This is a genomic window from Pedobacter psychrodurus (genome assembly GCF_032678585.1).
Taxonomy (GTDB): domain Bacteria; phylum Bacteroidota; class Bacteroidia; order Sphingobacteriales; family Sphingobacteriaceae; genus Pedobacter; species Pedobacter psychrodurus_A.
In genome coordinates, this window is sequence record NZ_JAVTSN010000059.1 from 13315 (window position 1) to 33925 (window position 20611).

Sequence of the window (20611 nt, forward strand, 5' to 3'; positions counted from 1 at the left end):
CGGTGATTTGGCTGCATCATGCTATAAAAATAAAAGCTATGTTCAACTCTTTCATTAACGTATACAAAACCGAGTGGCTCGATCTTGTATTTGCAGACCGCAACAAAAACTATGGTGCTTATCAATTAAGGTCTAAATCTTCGTCGATTATGACAAGGGCACTTTTCGTATCTGGCAGTTTATTTATCCTGTTGTGTTTTTCTCCTTTGATTTATGCGAAGTTGTTTCCAAAAACAATTGTAAATGATGATAAAGGAATAATAGTGATTACCCCACCCGATCAGATCCATCAGATGAAACCGGATGTGCCCAAACCGGAAGAAAAACCTCAGCCCAAACAAGCTGATCCGGTTAAGCTTAAAACAATAGCGCTTCCATCACAAGTAGTGGTGGTTGATAAAACAGAGCTTCCGCCGCCACCAACAGTTGATGATATCAAACTGGCAGTGATCGGTCCTAAAACTCAGGATGGCGTTGTGGCTCCTAATGCTACTGTTTCTGATGGTAAGGGAAGTGGCGATGGCACGGGGACAGCTAAAGAAGGTACGGGTGCTGGTGAGGATAAAGAAATTTATTTAGGTGCTGATGAGTACCCTGAATTTACCGGTGGTGCTAAAGCCTGGTCTAAATATATGGAGCGTAATTTAAGATATCCATCCAGGGCACAGGAAGAAGGTGCTGCAGGTAAAGTATATGTAAGTTTTGTGGTAGAGAAAGATGGTTCGATTACCGATGTATCGGTGATTAAGGGGATTGGTTTTGGTTGTGATGAGGAAGCGATTAAAGTAATTAAAAAATCACCGTTATGGAAACCGGGAAAAAATAAAGGTACCCCAGTACGGGTGAGGTATAATATGGCCATCAACTTTCAGATTTCTAATTAAAGCATTCCATCATGAAAAAGTCCCTTTTAATATTATTCCTTGTTTGTTTTACAATGCTTCATTTGAGTGCTCAAATTGTAAAGACTATTGATAGTGCTAAAGTATACAGTACTAAACTTGCTAATGTCGACTTGAAGAATGGAAGTGTTAAATTTTTAATCCGTGGGGGCATTGTATCTTCATATGTTAAGGGACAGGAAGTGTTTGAAGCTAAATATGGTATTGCTTATTATAGTTTTGGCTGTGTAATGCCGGTTAATATTTCTATTAACGATTATAATAAAGTAGTGGCTTCTTTTATGGACCGTAAATATGGAAGGGACTGGCGGAAAGAGGTGAGGAGTGATATTCAGGGGATTTAGAAAGGATGGCAGAGGGGAGATGGAAAATGGATGATGGAGGGGCTTTATTTGCTTAAACGTACTCATTGTCAGTATGAGCGTAGCCGAAGACCTAATATTATATGAGAAATCAAAAAAGATCCTTCGACTACGCTCAGGATGACACCTCCTTTTTTTAATTAAAAGATGAATTTTCTATTAACGCTCCAGGTTTTTAGGAGAAGTAGGGTTGGGTAAATTGAAACGGTTTGGGTGGTGCCCGGGCCGTTTTTTTGGTTCTCGCGGTTTGTCACCCTGTTGAGATTTTCATCTGTGGCAGGACAGAAATATATTTATAAAACCGCTTTGGTTCTGACCTTAATAAGGATAAGTATTTATTGTTGCTTTTTTGGAAAGCGAGAAAAGCACTTTTTTGTAATTGCAGTCCCGCCCTTTGTTTCAAATCCTCGCCCTCGTACCTCAGGCTGCGGGTTTTCCACTTCGGTCGGGTTTAGGTGGCAAGGCAGGTAGCGCTATTAAAGGTTTATTGCGAGGGCAGAAACAGGCCGTATGTTGAAGAACAGGCTTTTGTTCAATAAACCCGACAGAGCGGTTAGCCCGCAGTGTAGTGCAACGGAACGAGGACTATAAGTGATGGCGGGTGTACAGCAGCTATGAAAAGCGGAACGCTCATTTTCTGATAAAGCAATCATTCAGAATACTTTTGTTAATCCACATTTCCATTGGTAGTGGCACGGTGGTCTGTAAACAAAAATGGATGATGGCTTTAATTCCATCATCCATTTTACATCCTCCATCAAAGGTCTATCCTTTATTCTCAATCCACTTGCGTGCATTTACAAAGGCTTCCATCCATGGTGAAACTTCATCTTTACGGCCTTGTGGGTAATTTGCCCAGTGCCACTGGAACAATGAACGCTCGATGTGTGGCATCATTACCAGGTGACGGCCTGTTTCGTCGCATAACATTGCGGTGTTATAATCAGATCCATTCGGACTGGCCGGATAACCTTCGTATGCATATTTTGCTACAATTTTATATTGATCTTCTGCATATGGCAACGAGAACCTGCCTTCACCATGTGATACCCAAACACCTAAAGTGCTTCCGGCCAAAGTAGATAACATGACCGAATTGTTTTCCTGTAGGGTTAAAGAAGTGAAAATACTTTCGTGCTTGCCACTTTTGTTGTGCAGCATTTTAGGTTTTTCGGCGTGGTCTTTATTAATTAAGCCCAACTCTACAAATAACTGGCAACCGTTACAAACACCAACCGATAAGGTATCCGGACGGGCAAAGAATTTCTCTAAAGCCAATCTTGCTTTGTCGTTGTATAAAAATGCACCTGCCCAACCTTTAGCTGATCCTAAAACATCAGAGTTAGAGAAACCACCCACGGCACCGATAAACTGAATGTCTTCTAAAGTTTCTCTACCGGTAATTAAATCGGTCATGTGTACATCTTTCACATCGAAACCAGCTAAATACATCGCATTGGCCAGTTCGCGTTCGGAGTTACTTCCTTTTTCGCGGATAATGGCTGCTTTTGGCCTCGGCTTGGTGGTATCAATTACAGGTTTCTTTCCATCAAATTGCGGTGGGAAAGTATAGTTTAAAACCTGGTTTTTATAATTATCATAACGTTCTTTCGCTAATCCGTTGCCAGTTTGCTTGCTATCTAACAGGTATGAAGTTTTGAACCAAACATCACGTAAATGGTCGATATCGAAACTGAAGCTATCTGTAGCATTTTTAACTTCCAATTTAGCTGAAGTATTTACCTCACCGATTTTATGGAAAGCAACACCAGCCTGTTTGAAAGTTTCTTCAACCGAAGCATCGGCCTGGAATACAATACCAATGTTCTCTGCAAACAGTACTTTAATGCTGTCTGCTTCTGCTAATGAAGATAAATCTAAACTTGCGCCTAAATCGCGATCGGCAAAACACATTTCCAATAAGGTTGTGATTAAACCGCCGCTACCAATATCGTGTCCGGCCTGGATTTTATCCGCTTTAATTAATTGTTGTAGTGTATTGAAGGTGGTTTTAAATTGGGCAGCATCTTTAATATCCGGTGTTTCGGTGCCGATTTTATTTAAAATCTGTGCGAAAGACGAACCACCTAATTTATACGTATCATTAGAAAGGTTGATGTAATAAATTGATCCGCCATTTTTCTGCAATACTGGCTCAACCACTTTAGTAATATCATCACAATTTGCTCCTGCAGAAATGATTACGGTACCTGGTGCAATCACATCACCATCTTTGTATTTCTGTTTCATCGATAACGAATCTTTCCCGGTTGGGATATTGATTCCTAAATCGATGGCAAAATCAGAACAGGCTTTAACCGCTGCATATAAACGGGCATCTTCGCCTTCGTTTTTACAGGCCCACATCCAGTTGGCAGAAAGTGATACACTTTTTAAACCATCTTTTAACGGCGCCCAAACAATATTCGAAAGTGATTCGGCAATTGCATTGCGGCTACCCGCTGCAGGATCGATCAAAGCTGAAAGTGGTGCATGGCCAACTGAAGTGGCGATACCTTCCTTACCCTGGAAATCTAATGCCATTACGCCACAATTGTTTAAAGGCAATTGTAACGGACCTGCACATTGTTGTTTGGCCACACGGCCACCCACACAACGGTCTACTTTATTGGTTAACCAATCTTTAGATGCAACTGCTTCCAATTGAAGTACTTGCTCTAAGTAGGTGTTTAATTCATTATTGTTGTATTCAACGGCTTCGTATTTACGGTCGATGGTTTGATCGTCCATTACGATTTTAGGTGAACTGCCAAACATGGCGGCCAGTTCAAAATCCATTGGCTTTAAACCTGTCGTTGCAGATTTAAAGGTAAAACGGTGATCGCCGGTTACTTTACCTACGGTATACATTGGTGAACGTTCGCGATCGGCTATTTTTTGTAGGGTTTCGATATGCTCGTTGCCGATTACCAATCCCATTCTTTCCTGCGATTCGTTACCGATAATTTCTTTGGCCGAAAGGGTAGGGTCGCCAACAGGTAATTTATCTAAGTCGATTAAACCACCTGTTTCTTCTACCAGTTCTGATAAACAGTTTAAGTGGCCACCTGCTCCGTGATCGTGGATAGAGATAATCGAATTGTGATCGCTTTCTACCATGCCACGTACCGCATTGGCTGCACGTTTCTGCATTTCGGGGTTTGAACGCTGAATGGCATTTAATTCGATGCCACTTCCATGCTGACCGGTATCTGCAGATGAAACTGCTGCTCCGCCCATTCCGATCCTATAATTCTCTCCACCAAGAATAACGATGTTATCGCCTTCTTTTGGTTTAAGTTTTTGTGCCTGGCTGGCTTTACCGTAACCGATACCGCCTGCAAGCATAATTACTTTATCGAAGCCTAACTTGCGCGATGTCATACTGAGCTTGTCGAAGTGCTCGTGCTCGAAGGTTAATACCGAACCTGTAATGAGCGGTTGTCCGAATTTATTTCCAAAATCTGTAGCACCGTTTGATGCTTTGATCAGGATATCCATTGGGGTTTGGTATAACCATTCTCTTTCTTCAACACCTTTTTCCCAGGGACGGTTATCTTCCAAACGCGAAAGCGCTGTCATATAAACTGCGGTTCCGGCCAAAGGCAATGAACCTTGTCCACCAGCTAAGCGGTCTCTGATTTCGCCTCCTGAGCCCGTTGCAGCACCATTAAAAGGCTCTACTGTGGTTGGGAAGTTATGGGTTTCTGCTTTTAATGAGATGACCGATTCGAAGTCGCTTGTGGTGTAATAATCAGGCTCATCGGCACGTTTAGGTGCAAACTGCTGTACTTTAGGGCCTTTAATAAAAGCCACGTTATCTTTATAGGCCGAAACAATATCGTTAGGGTTTTCTTCGGATGTTTTGCGGATCAGTTTGAATAATGAAGTAGGCTGTTCTACTCCATCGATTACAAATTTGCCATTGAAAATTTTGTGGCGGCAGTGTTCTGAGTTCACCTGAGAGAAACCAAAAACTTCAGAATCGGTTAAAGGTCTTTCCAGTTTTTGTGCCAAGGTATTTAAATACTCAACTTCTTCATCACTTAAAGAGAGTCCTTCCTGTTTGTTATAAGCAGCAATATCGTTGATTTCTAAAATCGGCTCAGGTTTGATATTAATGGTGTATACCTCTTGATCGAGCTTGCTGTATTTTTGAGAAAGCATCGGGTCAAAATCAGCAAAGTTTTCTTCAACCTGCTTAAATTCTTCGATCCTGATGATCCCCTGCATGTCCATGTTTTGGGTAATCTCAACGGCGTTGGTACTCCAGGGAGTAATCATTGCTGCTCTTGGTCCAACGAAAAAGCCGGTTAGGGCCGTTTCTTGCGAGATTTTGGCGCCGCCAAATAACCATTCAAGTTTAGTAATATCAGTGGTAGAAAGCGCTTTGTCTGTTTGTAGAACAAAAATCGCCTGCGATTGACTAAGGAAGAAATGAATCATGCTTTTTTTTTGAAGTTGCAAAAATAGCTTTTTTAAATGAAAAAACTGGTGTAGTGGAGGGATTGAATGAGAATATTTAATTATTGAATGAGAGAATTTTGAATGATTGAATGTCAAAATATAATGATTGAATGATTGAGTTTTGAATGAGAGAATATTTAATTATTGAATGAGTGATTTTTGAATGATGGAATGTCAAAATATAATGATTGAATGATTGATTTTTGAATGAGAGAATGGATGTTGATTGAATGATTGAGTTTTGAATGAGAAAATGCTGAAAATAATTTTCATTTACTGATTAGATATTTTGCAACTTTGCTTATACGATCGGTAATTCACTCACTCACTCACTCACTCATTCACTCATTCATTCAATCAATCAATCAATCTGTCATTCAATCATTATCTATGCTTCGCATCCATCATATTGCCATTATCTGTTCTGATTACGAAAAATCGAAAGATTTTTATGTAAATAAATTGGGTTTTACTGTATTGGCGGAAGTTTATCGTGCCGAAAGGAAATCCTATAAATTAGATCTGGCAGTAAACGGGGTGTATCAGATTGAGCTTTTTTCTTTTGAAAATCCTCCGGCGAGGCCATCGCGACCTGAAGCACAAGGTTTACGGCATTTGGCTTTTGAGGTTGAGGATATTGAAAAAGAAATTTCGCGTTTGAATCATCAGGGCATAATAACGGAACCGATCCGTATTGATGAATTTACCGATAAAAGGTTTACCTTTTTTGCTGACCCAGATGGTTTGCCCTTAGAATTGTACGAAATTTAAGATGAGTATTTTTAAGTTCAAACAATTTGAAGTCGACCAGACCGGTTGCGCCATGAAAATTAATACTGATGGGGTGTTGCTCGCTGCAACTGTTGCCCACCCTTCGCCATCGGCAATATTGGATATTGGTACGGGCACAGGTGTAATTGCACTGATGTTGGCACAACGTTTTCCGCATGCAAATATACACGCGGTAGAAATTGATGAACAGGCTGCGGAAACTGCTGGAAGGAATTTTCAATCCTCAGTTTTTAGTGAGCGGTTAACGGTTAAACATGTTTCAATTGAAGAATATAGTCATACTCAGCAATTCGACCTCATTGTTTCCAATCCTCCTTTTTTTGTAAATGACTTAAAGAGTGAAGAAGAGAGGAAAGGAATAGCGAGGCATGCGCATGAAGACTTTTTTGCCATGTTGATTGAAAAATCAAATGCTCTTTTGGCTGATGGCGGGATGATCTGGCTCATTTTACCCATCAAGCAGGCTGATGAGGTGATCGGTTATGCCTCTCACTACGGTTTGTCACTTGTGGAGCGGATCCATATTCATTCTGATGAAAATAAGCCAACTTTCAGGCAGATCATCTGTTTGAAAAAAGGTGAAGCGGTTTTGAAGGAAAATGATTTTTATATTTATGAATCTTTAAAGCAGCATACGCAAGAATATAAGCTTTTGCTCAGTGATTTTTTTCTGGCTTACTAAGGGAATAGTTGAATTTAACCATTTTCTGATAGAATCCTCATTATCATTTGTAATTTAGGGCGTATAAATATCTCACCTAAATTAAAATGAAACGTAGCCTAAATGTGTTCTTATTGTGCTTAATGGCACTATCTGCCCTTGCGCAATCGAAAAAACAAAAAACAGTAGATCCTTTAAAAGGGATTGATACTTTATTAAACAGGATTTTGAAAGATCAGCAGGTGGCTGGTTTTGCGGTAGCTGTGGTAAAGGGCGATCAGGTAATTTACAGTAAGGGTTTCGGTTATCGTGATGTAGAAAACAAAAAACCGGTTACTCCAAATACCCTTTTTGCCATCGGCTCGAGTACAAAGGCCTTCACATCCGGTCTTGTTGGTCTGTTGCAAAAAGAAGGAAAGCTTTCATATGATGGTATTGCAACCTCTTATTTACCGCAATTAAAGTTTTATAACGATAATATGAACAACCAGATTACGGTGCGTGATATGATGTGCCACCGAACCGGTTTATCGCGTTATGATCTTTCGTGGTTTATATTTAATACTTCCAACCGCGATAGCATTATACAAAGGGTGCGTTATATGGAGCCGACGGCCGCCGTGCGCGAAAAGTGGCAGTATAATAACTTTATGTTTTTGGCGCAGGGCATGATTGTTGAAAAACTGACCGGAAAAACCTGGGAGCAGAATATTAAAGAAAAGTTTTTTGATCCATTGGAGATGACCCATTCCAATACCAACATTTTTGAATTCGAAAAAGATAGCGAAGCTTCGTTGCCTTACACGATTAACAGCAAAGGCGGTATCGAAAAAATTGATTATTTTAATATCGACGGAATGGGGCCTGCAGGGAGCATCAATAGCAGTGTAAACGATATGACGCATTGGCTGAAAGTTTGGATTAACGGCGGGACTTATAAGGGAAAAGAAATTCTGCCTGTTTCTTATATCAGAGAAGCCGCGAGCTCTCAAATGGTGAGAGATGGGGGTTTACCAGCGAAGGATAATGATATTTACCTATCTACTTATGGTTTTGGCTGGATGATCAACTCTTACCGCGGTCATTATATGGTAGAGCATGGCGGTAATATCAATGGTTTTTCGGCTAGCGTATCCTTTTTTCCGACCGATAATTTGGGTATTGTCGTGTTAACCAATCAAAATACTTCAAGTGTTCCGGAAATCGTATACAGCAGTATTGCCGACAGGTTGTTGGGGTTGAAAATCATTGATTGGAATGGGCGAACCAATAAAGAAAAAGCTGCGGCGAAAGAAAGGGAGAAAGCGGTGAAGAAAACCACTGAAAATGCACATATTTTAAATACCAAACCTTCACATCCTTTAAAAGATTATGATGGTTTGTTTGATAATCCTGCTTATGGTGTAGTTAATGTAACCTTTAAAAATGATTCACTTTTTGCCATGATGGGTAAAGAGAAACTCCTGCTCAGGCATTATCATTACGATGTATTTAGCATTAGTGGGATAGATAAAAACGGTAAAATTGACACAGCCGAAAGTGACCTGCGTTTTAATTTCATCAGCGGTCAGGATGGCAAGATAGAGGGAATTAGTATTCCGCTCGAACGGGGAATGAAACCTGCTGTGTTTGCATATAAGACAAAGACGATCGAATTGAGCGCAGCAAATTTAGCTGGTTATGTTGGTAGTTATGGCGAAAAAGGCATGAGTAAAGTCTACTTAAAAGGTAAGGTTTTATTCGTTTCGGTACCTGGTCAGCCAGAATATGAAACCATTTCTGTAGGAAACGATACTTTCAATTTTAAAAATCTGAAGGGATTTAGTCTAAAATTTGAAAAGAAAGAAGGGACAGAAAAGGCTATAGCTGTTTCGTTTATCCAGCCTAATGGAATATTTAAGCAGGTAAGAAAAGATTAAATAAAACAGTCTTATCTATATTACTACTCAAATGTTTAGGTGTTTTGGCCGCTGGTGTAAAGATAATTTAGCTAAAATTTTATAGTTGTAGAGGATAATATCCTATAACTTAAAAATGATGATTTCTTTTACTTTGTTTGTTATTTAGGTTTAGAAAAAAGGTTTTTTCTGAATTTTTTAATCCAATAAAAATAATTTTGAGGTCAGTTAAATGTGTAAAAACTGGAGGGTATTAAATTACAAAATGAGAAAAATAGGATTAATTTCTGATACGCATGGTTTTTTGGATGAAGCGGTTTTTAAACACTTCGACAGTGTGGATGAGATTTGGCATGCGGGCGATTTTGGACCTGATGTTGCCGAACCTCTGGCAGCGTTTAAACCTTTACGCGGGGTATTCGGAAATATAGATGATGCAACAATCAGATCTGAATTCCCTGAACAAAATCGATTTAGTTGCGAGGGGGTGGATGTATGGATGACGCATATTGGCGGATACCCAGGGCGATACTCTTCGTATGTTAAGCCTGAAATATACACTAACCCTCCGAAATTGTTCATTACCGGGCATTCGCATATTTTAAAGGTAATGTTTGATGAAAAAATAAAATGTTTACATATAAACCCCGGATCAGCAGGAAAACACGGCTGGCACAAGGTGCGGACCCTGATCAGATTTTGCATAACTGATGAAAATATTCATACCTTAGAGGTTATAGAGTTATCGGGTAGATAATGTAAAATATACACTAAGTATGGTTTGTGGCGTTAAAACACTAGGACAATTTATTATAGAAAAACAAGCAGATTTCCCTTATGCAAAAGGTGAACTTTCGAGATTACTTAGGGATATTGCCATTGCCGCTAAAATTGTAAACCGCGAAATCAATAAAGCGGGTTTGGTTGATATTCTTGGCGATATGGGAACCACCAATATCCAGGGAGAGGAACAAAAGAAACTGGATGTTTATGCAGATGAACAGTTTATTGCTGCCTTAACCAGTGGTGGCGAATGTTGTATTGTAGCAACTGAAGAGGAAGATGAAATTATCCATATCGATTCGCCGGTTTCTCAAAATGCCAAATATATTGTGTGTATTGATCCTTTAGATGGTTCTTCGAATACCGATGTAAATGTTGCCGTAGGAACGATCTTTTCTATTTATCGGAGAAAATCGGTTGATGGCAGGGCAAGTATGGCGGATGTACTGCAAAAAGGCACGCAACAGGTTGCTGCAGGTTATATTATTTATGGTTCATCTACCATGTTGGTGTATACCACAGGGAAGGGCGTTAATGGTTTTACGCTCGATCCCTCAATTGGTGAGTTCTGTCTTTCGCACCCGCAGATGAAAATACCCGAAGCGGGCTATATGTATTCGGTTAATGAGGGGAATTATGTACACTTTCCTGATGGGGTTAAAAAGTATATTAAGTATTGTCAGGTTGAAGATGAGGCCACGAAGCGCCCGTATACCTCACGTTATATCGGTTCGATGGTGGGCGATATCCACCGGAATTTAATTAAGGGTGGAATTTATATTTATCCAACTACTTCACGCTCTCCGAACGGGAAGTTAAGGTTGTTGTACGAATGTAACCCCATGGCTTTTATTATTGAGCAGGCTGGGGGCAAGGCAAGTACAGGCTTTGATCGTATACTCGATATCAACCCTACCGAATTGCATCAGCGTGTTCCGATTTTTATCGGCTCAAAAAAGATGGTCGAAAAAGCAGAAGAAATGATGTTGTTATATACCGCAAAATCAATTTCTGTTGATGCCAGTGTAAATGCTAAACTTGAAGATTTAAATGTAATCGGTGGGTTAGACTAAAGCTGCGCTTTGCTTCTTTCCACTTCAAAAAAAGTATCTATAGCTAAATTTTGCTTGTCTTGTGAGGCAAAAACAGCTAAGCGGTCGCAACGCTCATTCTCAGGATGGTCGTTGTGGCCTTTTATCCAGATGAACTTCACTTTGTGTAGTTTGTACAATTCCAGGAACCTCAACCAGAGATCCTTGTTTTTTTTGTCTTTAAAATTTTTGGTTACCCAGCCGAAAACCCATTTCTTTTCTACGGCATCTACCACATATTTCGAATCGGAATAAACGGTTACCTGTTGGTTCAGGCTTTTTAATGCTTCTAATCCTTTTATTACAGCCAATAGCTCCATGCGGTTATTTGTGGTCATTCTAAAGCCACCACTCAGTTCTTTGTAGTGTTGTCCTGCCCTTAAAATTGTACCCCAACCACCTGGTCCGGGGTTTCCGCTAGCTGCTCCGTCTGTATAAATTTCGATCATAAACGCTGTAAAGTTATGTTTTTAGGTTCAAAATAGCTTGTTTTATCTGCGTATGTGAAAATATTTTGATTTCAAATAATTGAATGTTAAGGAATTAAAAATTTGTTGTAAAAACTTCGAAAAAAATATTTGCTGGAAATATTAAAAGTCGTACTTTTGTGACACTAAAAACGGTGGTTGTAGCTCAGTTGGTTAGAGTATTGGTTTGTGGTGCCGAGGGTCGTGGGTTCGAGCCCCATCAGCCACCCAGGTTTTGAAAGCAGTTCTGAAAAGAGCTGCTTTTTTTGTTTAGAGTGTATTATTTAATAAGTTACAAACCAATCAAGTTAATAGAAATTGGTATGATATCTATACGCCAATAATGAAGATATCCTCAAAAACGCATTGTGGGCACAGCGCTATTTATTTTTGATTGTGGTCTCACCAAGTATCAGCATCTAATTTTTGATTAAAAAATATTGTTTAAGTTTTTCTTAATTCTCCCGGAGTTATTAGCATTGAGTTTAACATAATAATGTGAGTCAACGCATACTAGCGCAAGTCTTACCGGTTAAGGCAATGAGGGCCGGCTGACTTGTGCTTTAAAGTTTTTTTAAAGTTAATATATTGATTTAACGAAAGCACATTCGAGGCCTCTGCTTGGGCCTGGCGCTAAGACTTGCGCTAGTGGGGGTTTTATATTGGTCACTAAGATTTGGAAGATGAAAGGTATAATAAAAATAATAATAGTTGGATATGTGCTGATCTGTTTTGCCTGTCAACAAAAAAGCGTTTATTATCTTGAGCTTCAGAATATCAGAAAAGAACAAAAGATCGATACCCTTGAAAGATTAAATGATATAGCAATAGTCAATATAATAACTTATGGTGCTCTGGGAGATTTTGAGAGTCAATTAGGTTTCTTGAAGCAGCAAAACCCAAATAAATCCATCATTTATGCTATTAAGCAAGGAAATAGAGAAGGAGCTAGAATATATAAGCGGTACATTTCTTTTTCAGATATAAGTAGTGTACATAACTGGGGATGGTTCTTTATAAAAAAAGGCATAATTCAAAAAAAACTTCCAGCTATTGATAAGCTTATTGACAGTCTACGGGGAATGATAAAATTTATTCTACCGTTTTCCAAAGAAATGGATTTATAGAAATTAAGAGCAAAGAATTAAACAAGACATTTAACTATGGAAATTTTGTGACTAGATACAAGAAGATCGACTTTGAAAGTTTAGATTATAATTTATACAAATTAGTTAATAATGATTTAAAAGTAGTATCAAAATCTGGGAAAGACCTTTTTTCTCAAAAAGACGGATTATACTTCTTGCCTCCACCTGGATATAATATTAATCGTTATTATGAAAAGCAGAGAATTTTACAATTGGTCGATTCGATTTCACACTTAACTAAACATCCATTAAAAGTCAAGTTAAAAACTTTGGAATACTAAGTGGTAATTCTTTAAAAAATATCCACGATTTCCGCGTAAAATTAATGGACTACCCATTGAGAGGGGTTTCTAGGAAATTTTGACAAGTATAAAAGGAGAACTAATCCTAACTGGCGCAAGGCTTAGCCGGTTAGGCAATGTGATGCAGAACTTGTGCCTAAAATATATTAAATTAGATGCCTAACATTTTAAAAATGAGAGGTGGATGATTTGTGCTTTTCGGAATATAGCTAGGATAAGTTTTACTTAGTAAATCTAATTTTAGCCAGAAATCAGACTATGGTTAAGGCGATGTGCGCTAAGACTTGTGCTAGTGAGTTGGATTGAATAAGGAGCAGCAAAAGGTTAACGACTTCTCAATGCTAAACGGAGGCAGGGGGGCATTAATCAACTTAGACCAAAACCCAATAAATAATGTCATTATCACAAATCGATTTAAGGGCGAAATTTCGACATGAATACGCATCAATATTTAATCTTCAAAGTTGGTGCATTTCAGAACTTTATTGGTCCTTTTTAATAAAATATGATGTTGGGAAGGTAAAAAAGTGTTTTATACAGGTAAGTGATGATTGGGGTGGGGAGTTGAATAAATATACTGATTGGAATGATTGCAAAGGTATAAATATGGAATTTTCATTCGAAGCATATTTTAGTATTAGCGACCCGGGTAAAAAGGAGATGTTGCTTGAAATAGTTCATCGGGGGATGATGATAATTGCGAATAAAGAGGGCTGGGACTCGGATCCACTTTTAGATGCATTCAATTCTTGTAAGAAAGCCGATTTAAACTATGAGTTCCTGGTTCAGGACAAATTTAAAAGCTCACCAAATAAAAAGCATAAATTCGGTCTCTTGTGTGAATGGGGACTTAAAGAACTTAAAGTTTTTTGGATTCTAGCCGATAAAAAGGAGAAAGAGATAAAAAGAATTTTGTTAATTAATGAAAGTCCTATTAATGGAGAATCGGTTTATTATTTCAATTACAAATGGAAAGATAATGATATCGTATTGGTTACAGATGATTATAGCAGCATAAAGCGGTTATGGGAAATTGATATCAGCATGTAGTTGTGATTTTAAAGAAAGCACAAGTTGAGGTCTTTGCTTGGGCCGGGGCGCTAAGACTTGCGCTAGAATGGGTAACAACAAATCCAAATGGCTCACTAAACATTCCGTCAAGACCTAATGGTGCGGTTATATATGATAGAAACTCTAATCCGAAGGTTGAATTGAAGAGAGATGCCATTTTGCGTATAATAAATAATCGATAATATGAAAAATGTTTTGTTAGTGCTTTTTCTTGTTTTTTTAACGGTCTGTACCTATGGACAAGGTAAGCGTGATTTTGATTTTATTATAGTAATTGATGAAACAATTGTTACTAGCCTAAGTAACCCAAAGTTGCTAATCAAAAAGGAAAACGAACTATTATCAAGTATTAATATCTCTTTTAAACCTGGCAATTTATCGATAGATACAGAGGACTATAACTTAATAGTGAATAGTAATGATGATTTGTATTTGAAATTCGACTATTATGATTATTCAAGAGATAAGCATGGGTATTTCAGGGAAAATGGCCGGTCGTTCCGTTTTCAAAGTGACGCCGCATTTCGCTTCAAACTGACGCTCGATTACGGAGCAAAGTGGCCGTTTTGGTTGTCTTAGCTGCTTTTTTAGATCATAGTTTCAAGAAATATTTCTTCGAATTTAAGCGAAATTAGAGCCTGTAGGAAGCTCTCACGATTTAAGGCGTGGTGTTAGTCCATCAGTCCTTCTGAGTTGCTTATATCGCATTTTCTGAGATTTCGTAACTTGGGTTACCCAGAACGTCTGGTTTTGGGCTAATTTGAGTCAAGGATGAATTATTTTAGAAAAAACTGAATCCAACAAGCAGTTGGGGGGAGTTGTTGGTATTTGTTCAGAGGGAAAGGAACAATATTGTATTTACTCGGCAATCCATTTGGCGGCCACTTTGCACTGAAATGGAGGGGTCACTATTAGTGAAATATGCACTCTGGAGATATATCTTTTTTATAAATGTGCCTTTAGGCCTCATTGCGGTGCTGATATTGCTCTTTCGGGTAGCTGAAACCCTAGATCATAAAACCATAAAGAAAATCGATTTTCCCGGGGCGATAATCGCTGCCTTATCTCTCGCCTGTATCACATATGGCCTGCTTAGCCTTCCTGACCATAGTTTCTGGACGTTTTTTGTCGCGGGAAGCATCGGCATGGGAATAATATGTTTTTTGATTTTTATCCGGGTCGAATGGAAAACAGACAACCCCATGATGCCGCTAAGTTTATTTCGGGATAAAGTATTTGCAGGGACTAACCTTTTGACATTTTTTCTATACGCGGGATTAGGAGGCGCAATGCTGTTTTTATCCCTAAACCTCGTGCAGGCACAGGGATACAGCCAATTGCAATCGGGAATGGCTTTTCTCCCGTTCACCTTATTAATGATTGCCCTTTCAGGTTTTGCAGGAAGGCTTTCGGATAAATATGGGGCAAGGTTGTTTTTAACCTTTGGGCCTATGCTAAGTGCATTGGGGTTTTTCCTGTTGTCGCTAGCCGGTGAAACGGAAGGCCCTAAAACGTATTGGGTGTCATTTTTTCCGGGTATTCTGGCTTTAGGCATTGGAATGTCTTTTACGGTTTCTCCACTCACGGCCACAGTAATGGGATCGGTAAAGGAAGAGTTTTCGGGAGTGGCCTCCGGGATCAATAATTCTTTGAGCAGGATAGCCTCGGTTTTTGCAAATGCTATTTTTGGCGCCCTGGCGCTGATCATATTTTCCAATACCGTGACCCTGGATTTGAAATCCAGGAACTATAGCCCCAGCGAATATAAAATAATAGAAAGCCGCGCATCCGGATTTGGGGCAGCAAGGGCACCTAAAAATTTTATCATCCGGAAACAAATAGAGATCAACAAAACCAACCGGCAATCCTTTATCCACAGTTATCAACTGGTGTTGAAAGGTGCTGCCGTACTTGCTATGCTAGCTGCAATCGTCGCACTGGTTTTTCTTAAGCCAGGCAGGCTAAATAGGCAGCATTCTTCTGACTAAGGCTGCTGCCCATTGTTTTTTAATAGTGATGAATGGCGTGCCGAATAATCGCGGATACAACAAAAACAGCTAAGGAATAACTTATATAATTTATTTAAATAATTGTGGGGTGAAAAGCACAAGATAGTCGCGCCAGTTCGACCAGGTATGGCCACCTTCACTTTCCGAATAGGTGTATTTTGCACCAGTTTCATCTAATTTTTTTCTGTAATCTGCTACCGATTTGTAAAGGAAATCGGTTTTGCCTATGCCAATCCAATATAATTTTAAACCGTTATTGAACTGGTTTTTTAAGGTAACATCAAAATTTTCGTAAACAGGAGAGGTCGTTTTGGCGAATGGCATGATGGCCGGCGAAAAAAGACCGACATAATCAAATGTTTTTGGATAAAACCTGCTGATGTGCAGGGAATGGAAGCCACCCATTGATAAACCTGCAATAGCCCGGTGGGCCGGATCTGCTTTTGCCCTATAGTTTCCTTCAATAAATTTAATGATGTCCGGGAACGTTTCTTCCATTTTGCCATCCATCGTATTGGGCAGTTGCATGCCTGGCTTATACAGTCCCTTCGAATCTTCTCCTGGGGCTGCGGCCTGTGCTACGTTTCCATTGGGCATAACCACAATCATTGGTGTAACTTTGCCATCTGCAATCAGGTTGTCTAAAATCTGTGCAGTTCTGCCAAGGGCCAGCCATGCTTCTTCATCACCGCCCATACCATGTAACAGGTACAATACCGGATACTTTTTTTTATCATTCTCATAACCTGGCGGCGTGTAGATGGAAATTCTTCTGTCTTTTTCATTTCCAGGTGATTTATACCATCTTTTGCTAACTGTTCCATGAGGCACATCTTTTACCAGGTAGTTATCTGCCTTTCCGCCCGGAACAATAACAACATTCACTACCGATGCTACATCCCTGATCTGGTAAACATTATTTGCATCCCTGATCTTCAGTCCATCCACAATGAATGAATAGCTGTACAATTCGGACTTTAAGGGAGAAGTAGTGTAGCTCCACAAACCATCATCCTGTTTAGTCATGGCAACGGGATCATTTTTTCCAAGCAGATCGCCCTGCAGTTCTACCTTTTTTACATTTGGAGCCATTAACCGAAAGGTCAGGCTTTTATCAGCATTGATCTCCGGTGAGGCGATTTCTTTATTACGATTAAAATTCAGATTTTCCTGTGCCTGCCCGTTTAAGGAAGTAAAGAGGAGCAGCGCAAACACCAGTTTCTTTATCATTTGGAATGTGTTTTGAGTTAAGGGATGTAATATGGTAATGCTTACCTTGATACTGGAGACAATGTATGAATTTTTTTTGTTTGATGAAGCCGCTCGGTTCAACAATTGGGAGTAGTTGATTTGTTGATCGGGCGCATACCTGTTGGCGACTGGCTCACCTTGCTGTTCAAAATCAATTTCAAAAGAACAAAAGGCCAGCTGGAAAATTACCCGCTGGTTGATATCTAAAATTTTATAGATTTGTTTTTGACTAAAACCTGTTAAATAAACCAAACCAGGATCATAATGATACGATATTATCTTTTACTGTCTTTTCTCTTAATTTACGGTGAAGGGTTTACACAGGAAACTAAAATTAAAAAGGAAAAATGGCATTGGAACAAGGAGTTGAAGCAGGATACCGTTGCCGGATATTGTCAGGTTTTAAAAGTTGACAACATCCTGTACATTTCAGGTGCAGTAACAAACGATATCACGCCCGAGGGAATTTCATCTGTTTATAACGATTTAAAAGCTTCATTAGCAAGCTATGGGGCTACCTTTGAAAATGTGGTTAAAGAAAATTTATATACCACAGATATCGAATCCATGAAAAGGTTCAACTATGTCAGAAAAAAGTTCTACAAAAACGATTTCCCGGCCGCAACCTGGGTGCAGATACAACGGTTATATATGTCCAAAGCGAAATTGGAAGTCGAGTTGATTGCTCATTTGCCTAAATAAAATTGTATCTCTCTTTTATAGCCTCGATGATATACTATCGGAAATGAGTACCCTTATTAGCGAAAGTTTTAGGGTTTGGGCAATGTAGTTGGATGACTTGTGCTTTTAGAAATATGGCTGGATAAGTTTTGCCTAATCGATCTGTTTCAGGCATATGCCATGTCATCGGCCATTAGCACGGAGAATGTGTTAGTATGGGTTCAGTCTTTTCCAGATCGGGCTAAAATCAATTTGCCCTCGTTAACCAGAACAGTTTTATTTGATCTCAATTTTGGTTAATTCCTGGTAAGGCTTGTTGTCTAAAATGGCCTGTATTGCGGCGGCGATTTCATAAACATTTCCCTGTCTTTGATTGGAGAGGATTATAATCGTCCGGCCTTTGGAGGCATCTGTTGTTAACAGCGCCTGATAGTGTAGGGCGCTGCCATCATGCGTATGGGTGATGACTTTATTGCCTTTCAGTTCACCGCCGCCAAGGCCAGCTTGCTGGTCTGCGGCAAAGGAGCTCATAATTTCTCCAGTAGATTCCGGTTTAATCAGGCAAAAGTTATTGATGCATTGTGACCATTTGTAAAAATCATCAATATTTAAACAGGTCCATCCCGAAATCGGTACTTCAAGGCCGTCCTGTTTAAATTCATTGTTAAATGACCTGGCGATCAGTAGATCGCTGTCTGTCGGATCAACCGCTCCATTTGCTATACCTGCAACTTTGAGCATGTTATCCTTTACGAACTGGTTAAAGGAAATGCCTGTTACCTTTTCAATAATCCGCCTACGCAAAAATGTGTTGTTATTGTTATAGGAATAGCGGCTTCCGGGATCGAAATCGAGTTTTTCCAGGGATTGAAGGTCTTTCCAGTTATCCGCATCACTGTGTACAGTCTTATATTTTATTTCGGGTAATCCACTGGTGTACTGCAGTAAGTTTTTAATGCTTATGGTGTTGGCCCAACCGGGCAGTTCAGGAAAAAACCTGGAAACTTTATCACTTATGTTTAGTTTGCCCTGTTCCTGAAGCATCATGATACCTACCGCGTCAAACTCTTTTGCTATAGATCCGATATGAAAACGGTAGGGTGTGCTAAGCGGAATCTTTTTTGATGCATCTGCATATCCAATAGATTTTCTGATGATTACTTTTCCACCTTCTGCAATCAATATGTTTCCGTTGAAAGCTCCCGATTGATTCGCTTTAGCGATGAAAGTATTTATTAACGCAACTTTACCATCCTGTGCAAATGTCTGGGTCCCGGTTAAAAAGGCTATCAAAAAAAATAATATCATACTTTTATGCTTGTTCATAGGTTTTATTTTTTTTAAGACATCGCATAAGTTTATTAGTTACATCATAACGATCCTTTAAATAAAAAAGAAGGTCTCTGATTTCTTCATTAATCATTTTTATTCGTTTCTATTAGCGAAGCCATATTGGAATTAAAGATAGGAAGATCTTGGTTCAACGAAGAGAAAAATGCTATATCTGCCGACTCCACAGCGATAATGGCTTTTTGGAGCACGGTTTCGCCGCTCTCGGTCAGGCTGATGGTTTTTGCCCTGGTATCAGTTTTATGCTCCTGCCTCGTAATGAATTTTTTTTCCTCCAGTGTACGCAATACTTTAGATACCATCATCCGGTCGGCATTGCCCTGGTTGGCGATATCAATTTGGGTAACATTGTCGCTTTCCCTGGAGAGCCAAGCCAGTGCGCAGAGCAATGCAAATTGGGTATGGGTGAGGTCTAAAGGATCAAGCACCCGTTTCAGTTTTCGCTGCCATAACATGGTTAACTGGCCGAGCAGATAGCCAGGGCTATCCAATGGACGCTTAAAATGAAATTCTATTTTGTTAGGCATAATGGTGTAGGAGCATTTGTGAGGAGATCAGTTCAAAGTCGTGCTGTTTAATCTCAAAAAAACCAAAGCGGAAGGGATAACCCCAGCTTTTTTTGTTTTGGATGAAATCCAGTTCAGCGATCAAAGGTAAGATAGAAATATCTTTGCTCGGCAAAAATTCGATATTTCGCCTTGAAGGGCAGAAGTCTTCAGTAACCTGAAACTGATAGGTATGCTCGTCGGTTACCTTGCCGATGGCGGTAAACTGTTGGCAGGGTTGGGGCTGACCCATAGTCTGCTTGCCTGAATAATAAATGATAAAATCGCCCTGCCGCATTCTTCTTAAGGGCGAGGCTTTTCCATGGCAGGCTTGTGCGAATCCCTCAGCTATGCCATTTTTAACATGGTCTTTGGAGGCTACAATGATCCAGTATTTTGGTTTTTGATTTTCCATGTTAGGATTAGTTTGGTTGTAAAAAAGTGATATTGTATCCATCAGGATCTTTTACGATGAGCGTTCTTCCAAATGGGGTAGTGTTGATTGCGCCAAGCGGTTTGACTTCTACTAAATGAAGCCGTTTCTCTAAATCCTCCATACTCCCATCAATGGCAAACCATAACGAGGCACCAACACCAAGTTCTTTTCCTTCTAGGTTTATCATTGGTTTTCTGATGGCAAAGCTGGCTTCACCCTGATTGTAGCTAAAAATACAGGCATCGGGTGTAGATACCGATATTTCAAACCCCAGTTTGTTGGTGTAAAAGTCTTTCGAAGTGTCTAAATCCCTAACTTGAAGGGAAGCAAAATCTAATTTTCTCATGCTATATATTTATTGTAGTCACAAATATAGTATTCACGACAACAATAAA

Annotated in this window: 19 protein-coding genes and 1 tRNA gene; 13 read left to right on the plus strand and 7 right to left on the minus strand. The window is 39.5% G+C overall.

Annotation, left to right across the window (positions count from 1 at the left end; all coding sequences use genetic code 11):
* Positions 1 to 38: 38 nt before the first annotated feature.
* Positions 39 to 884: a TonB family protein gene (locus tag R2S57_RS26775; RefSeq protein WP_316847988.1), complete on the plus strand. Its 846-nt coding sequence runs from the start codon at positions 39 to 41 to the stop codon at positions 882 to 884.
* Between the two features lie 11 nt (positions 885 to 895).
* Positions 896 to 1246 (plus strand): hypothetical protein, encoded by a 351-nt coding sequence (locus tag R2S57_RS26780; RefSeq protein WP_316847989.1) that lies wholly within the window; start codon positions 896 to 898, stop codon positions 1244 to 1246.
* A 783-nt stretch (positions 1247 to 2029) separates the two neighbouring features.
* Here R2S57_RS26780 and purL read toward each other — a convergent pair.
* Positions 2030 to 5773: a phosphoribosylformylglycinamidine synthase gene (gene purL, locus R2S57_RS26785; protein WP_410479116.1), complete on the minus strand. Its 3744-nt coding sequence runs from the start codon at positions 5771 to 5773 to the stop codon at positions 2030 to 2032.
* A gap of 348 nt (positions 5774 to 6121) precedes the next feature.
* On the opposite strand from purL, the gene R2S57_RS26790 reads away from it, so the two are divergent.
* The 5 genes from R2S57_RS26790 to fbp all read left to right on the plus strand — a co-directional run bounded on the left by R2S57_RS26790 (position 6122) and on the right by fbp (position 10938).
* Positions 6122 to 6502 (plus strand): VOC family protein, encoded by a 381-nt coding sequence (locus R2S57_RS26790; RefSeq protein WP_316847991.1) that lies wholly within the window; start codon positions 6122 to 6124, stop codon positions 6500 to 6502.
* 52 nt (positions 6503 to 6554) lie between these two features.
* Positions 6555 to 7205 carry a tRNA1(Val) (adenine(37)-N6)-methyltransferase gene (locus R2S57_RS26795; RefSeq protein WP_316847992.1) on the plus strand — a complete coding sequence of 217 codons (651 nt, stop codon included), beginning with the start codon at positions 6555 to 6557 and terminating at the stop codon, positions 7203 to 7205.
* A gap of 86 nt (positions 7206 to 7291) precedes the next feature.
* On the plus strand, positions 7292 to 9103 hold the full coding sequence (locus tag R2S57_RS26800) for a serine hydrolase (RefSeq protein ID WP_316847993.1): 1812 nt from the start codon (positions 7292 to 7294) through the stop codon (positions 9101 to 9103).
* A 244-nt stretch (positions 9104 to 9347) separates the two neighbouring features.
* The gene (locus tag R2S57_RS26805) at positions 9348 to 9839 is read left to right on the plus strand and encodes a metallophosphoesterase family protein (protein ID WP_316847994.1); all 492 of its coding nucleotides are present in this window, start codon (positions 9348 to 9350) and stop codon (positions 9837 to 9839) included.
* 19 nt (positions 9840 to 9858) lie between these two features.
* Positions 9859 to 10938, plus strand: a complete 1080-nt coding sequence (fbp, locus tag R2S57_RS26810; RefSeq protein ID WP_316847995.1) for a class 1 fructose-bisphosphatase — start codon at positions 9859 to 9861, stop codon at positions 10936 to 10938.
* Here fbp and rnhA read toward each other — a convergent pair.
* Positions 10935 to 11405, minus strand: a complete 471-nt coding sequence (gene rnhA / locus R2S57_RS26815) for a ribonuclease HI (protein ID WP_055910649.1) — start codon at positions 11403 to 11405, stop codon at positions 10935 to 10937. The two genes, fbp and rnhA, sit on opposite strands and share 4 nt — an antisense overlap.
* 173 nt (positions 11406 to 11578) lie before the next feature.
* Here rnhA and R2S57_RS26820 point away from each other — a divergent pair.
* From R2S57_RS26820 to R2S57_RS26840, 5 genes are all read left to right on the plus strand, one after another.
* Positions 11579 to 11652 (plus strand) — tRNA-His (locus tag R2S57_RS26820).
* A 454-nt stretch (positions 11653 to 12106) separates the two neighbouring features.
* Positions 12107 to 12550: a hypothetical protein gene (locus R2S57_RS26825; protein ID WP_316847996.1), complete on the plus strand. Its 444-nt coding sequence runs from the start codon at positions 12107 to 12109 to the stop codon at positions 12548 to 12550.
* A 716-nt stretch (positions 12551 to 13266) separates the two neighbouring features.
* Positions 13267 to 13923, plus strand: coding sequence for a hypothetical protein (locus R2S57_RS26830; RefSeq protein ID WP_316847997.1), 657 nt, complete (start codon positions 13267 to 13269; stop codon positions 13921 to 13923).
* A gap of 204 nt (positions 13924 to 14127) precedes the next feature.
* On the plus strand, positions 14128 to 14523 hold the full coding sequence (locus tag R2S57_RS26835; RefSeq protein WP_316847998.1) for a hypothetical protein: 396 nt from the start codon (positions 14128 to 14130) through the stop codon (positions 14521 to 14523).
* A 317-nt stretch (positions 14524 to 14840) separates the two neighbouring features.
* The gene (locus tag R2S57_RS26840) at positions 14841 to 15932 is read left to right on the plus strand and encodes an MFS transporter (RefSeq protein WP_316847999.1); all 1092 of its coding nucleotides are present in this window, start codon (positions 14841 to 14843) and stop codon (positions 15930 to 15932) included.
* A gap of 90 nt (positions 15933 to 16022) precedes the next feature.
* Here the strand turns inward: R2S57_RS26840 and R2S57_RS26845 are convergent, their stop codons facing one another.
* Positions 16023 to 17183, minus strand: a complete 1161-nt coding sequence (locus R2S57_RS26845; protein WP_316848000.1) for an esterase — start codon at positions 17181 to 17183, stop codon at positions 16023 to 16025.
* A gap of 285 nt (positions 17184 to 17468) precedes the next feature.
* Here R2S57_RS26845 and R2S57_RS26850 point away from each other — a divergent pair, with 285 nt between their 5' ends.
* The gene (locus R2S57_RS26850; protein WP_316848001.1) at positions 17469 to 17906 is read left to right on the plus strand and encodes a RidA family protein; all 438 of its coding nucleotides are present in this window, start codon (positions 17469 to 17471) and stop codon (positions 17904 to 17906) included.
* Positions 17907 to 18161: 255 nt separating this feature from the next.
* Here the strand turns inward: R2S57_RS26850 and R2S57_RS26855 are convergent, their stop codons facing one another.
* From R2S57_RS26855 to R2S57_RS26870, 4 genes are all read right to left on the minus strand, one after another.
* Positions 18162 to 19211 carry a serine hydrolase domain-containing protein gene (locus R2S57_RS26855; protein WP_316848002.1) on the minus strand — a complete coding sequence of 350 codons (1050 nt, stop codon included), beginning with the start codon at positions 19209 to 19211 and terminating at the stop codon, positions 18162 to 18164.
* An 89-nt stretch (positions 19212 to 19300) separates the two neighbouring features.
* A complete protein-coding gene (locus R2S57_RS26860) occupies positions 19301 to 19762 on the minus strand; it encodes a MarR family winged helix-turn-helix transcriptional regulator (RefSeq protein WP_316848003.1) in 462 nt (153 codons plus the stop codon).
* Positions 19755 to 20195 carry an EVE domain-containing protein gene (locus R2S57_RS26865; RefSeq protein ID WP_316848004.1) on the minus strand — a complete coding sequence of 147 codons (441 nt, stop codon included), beginning with the start codon at positions 20193 to 20195 and terminating at the stop codon, positions 19755 to 19757. The genes R2S57_RS26860 and R2S57_RS26865 overlap by 8 nt, the downstream gene beginning before the upstream one ends.
* A 7-nt stretch (positions 20196 to 20202) precedes the next feature.
* The gene (locus R2S57_RS26870) at positions 20203 to 20562 is read right to left on the minus strand and encodes a VOC family protein (RefSeq protein WP_316848005.1); all 360 of its coding nucleotides are present in this window, start codon (positions 20560 to 20562) and stop codon (positions 20203 to 20205) included.
* Positions 20563 to 20611: the final 49 nt, after the last annotated feature.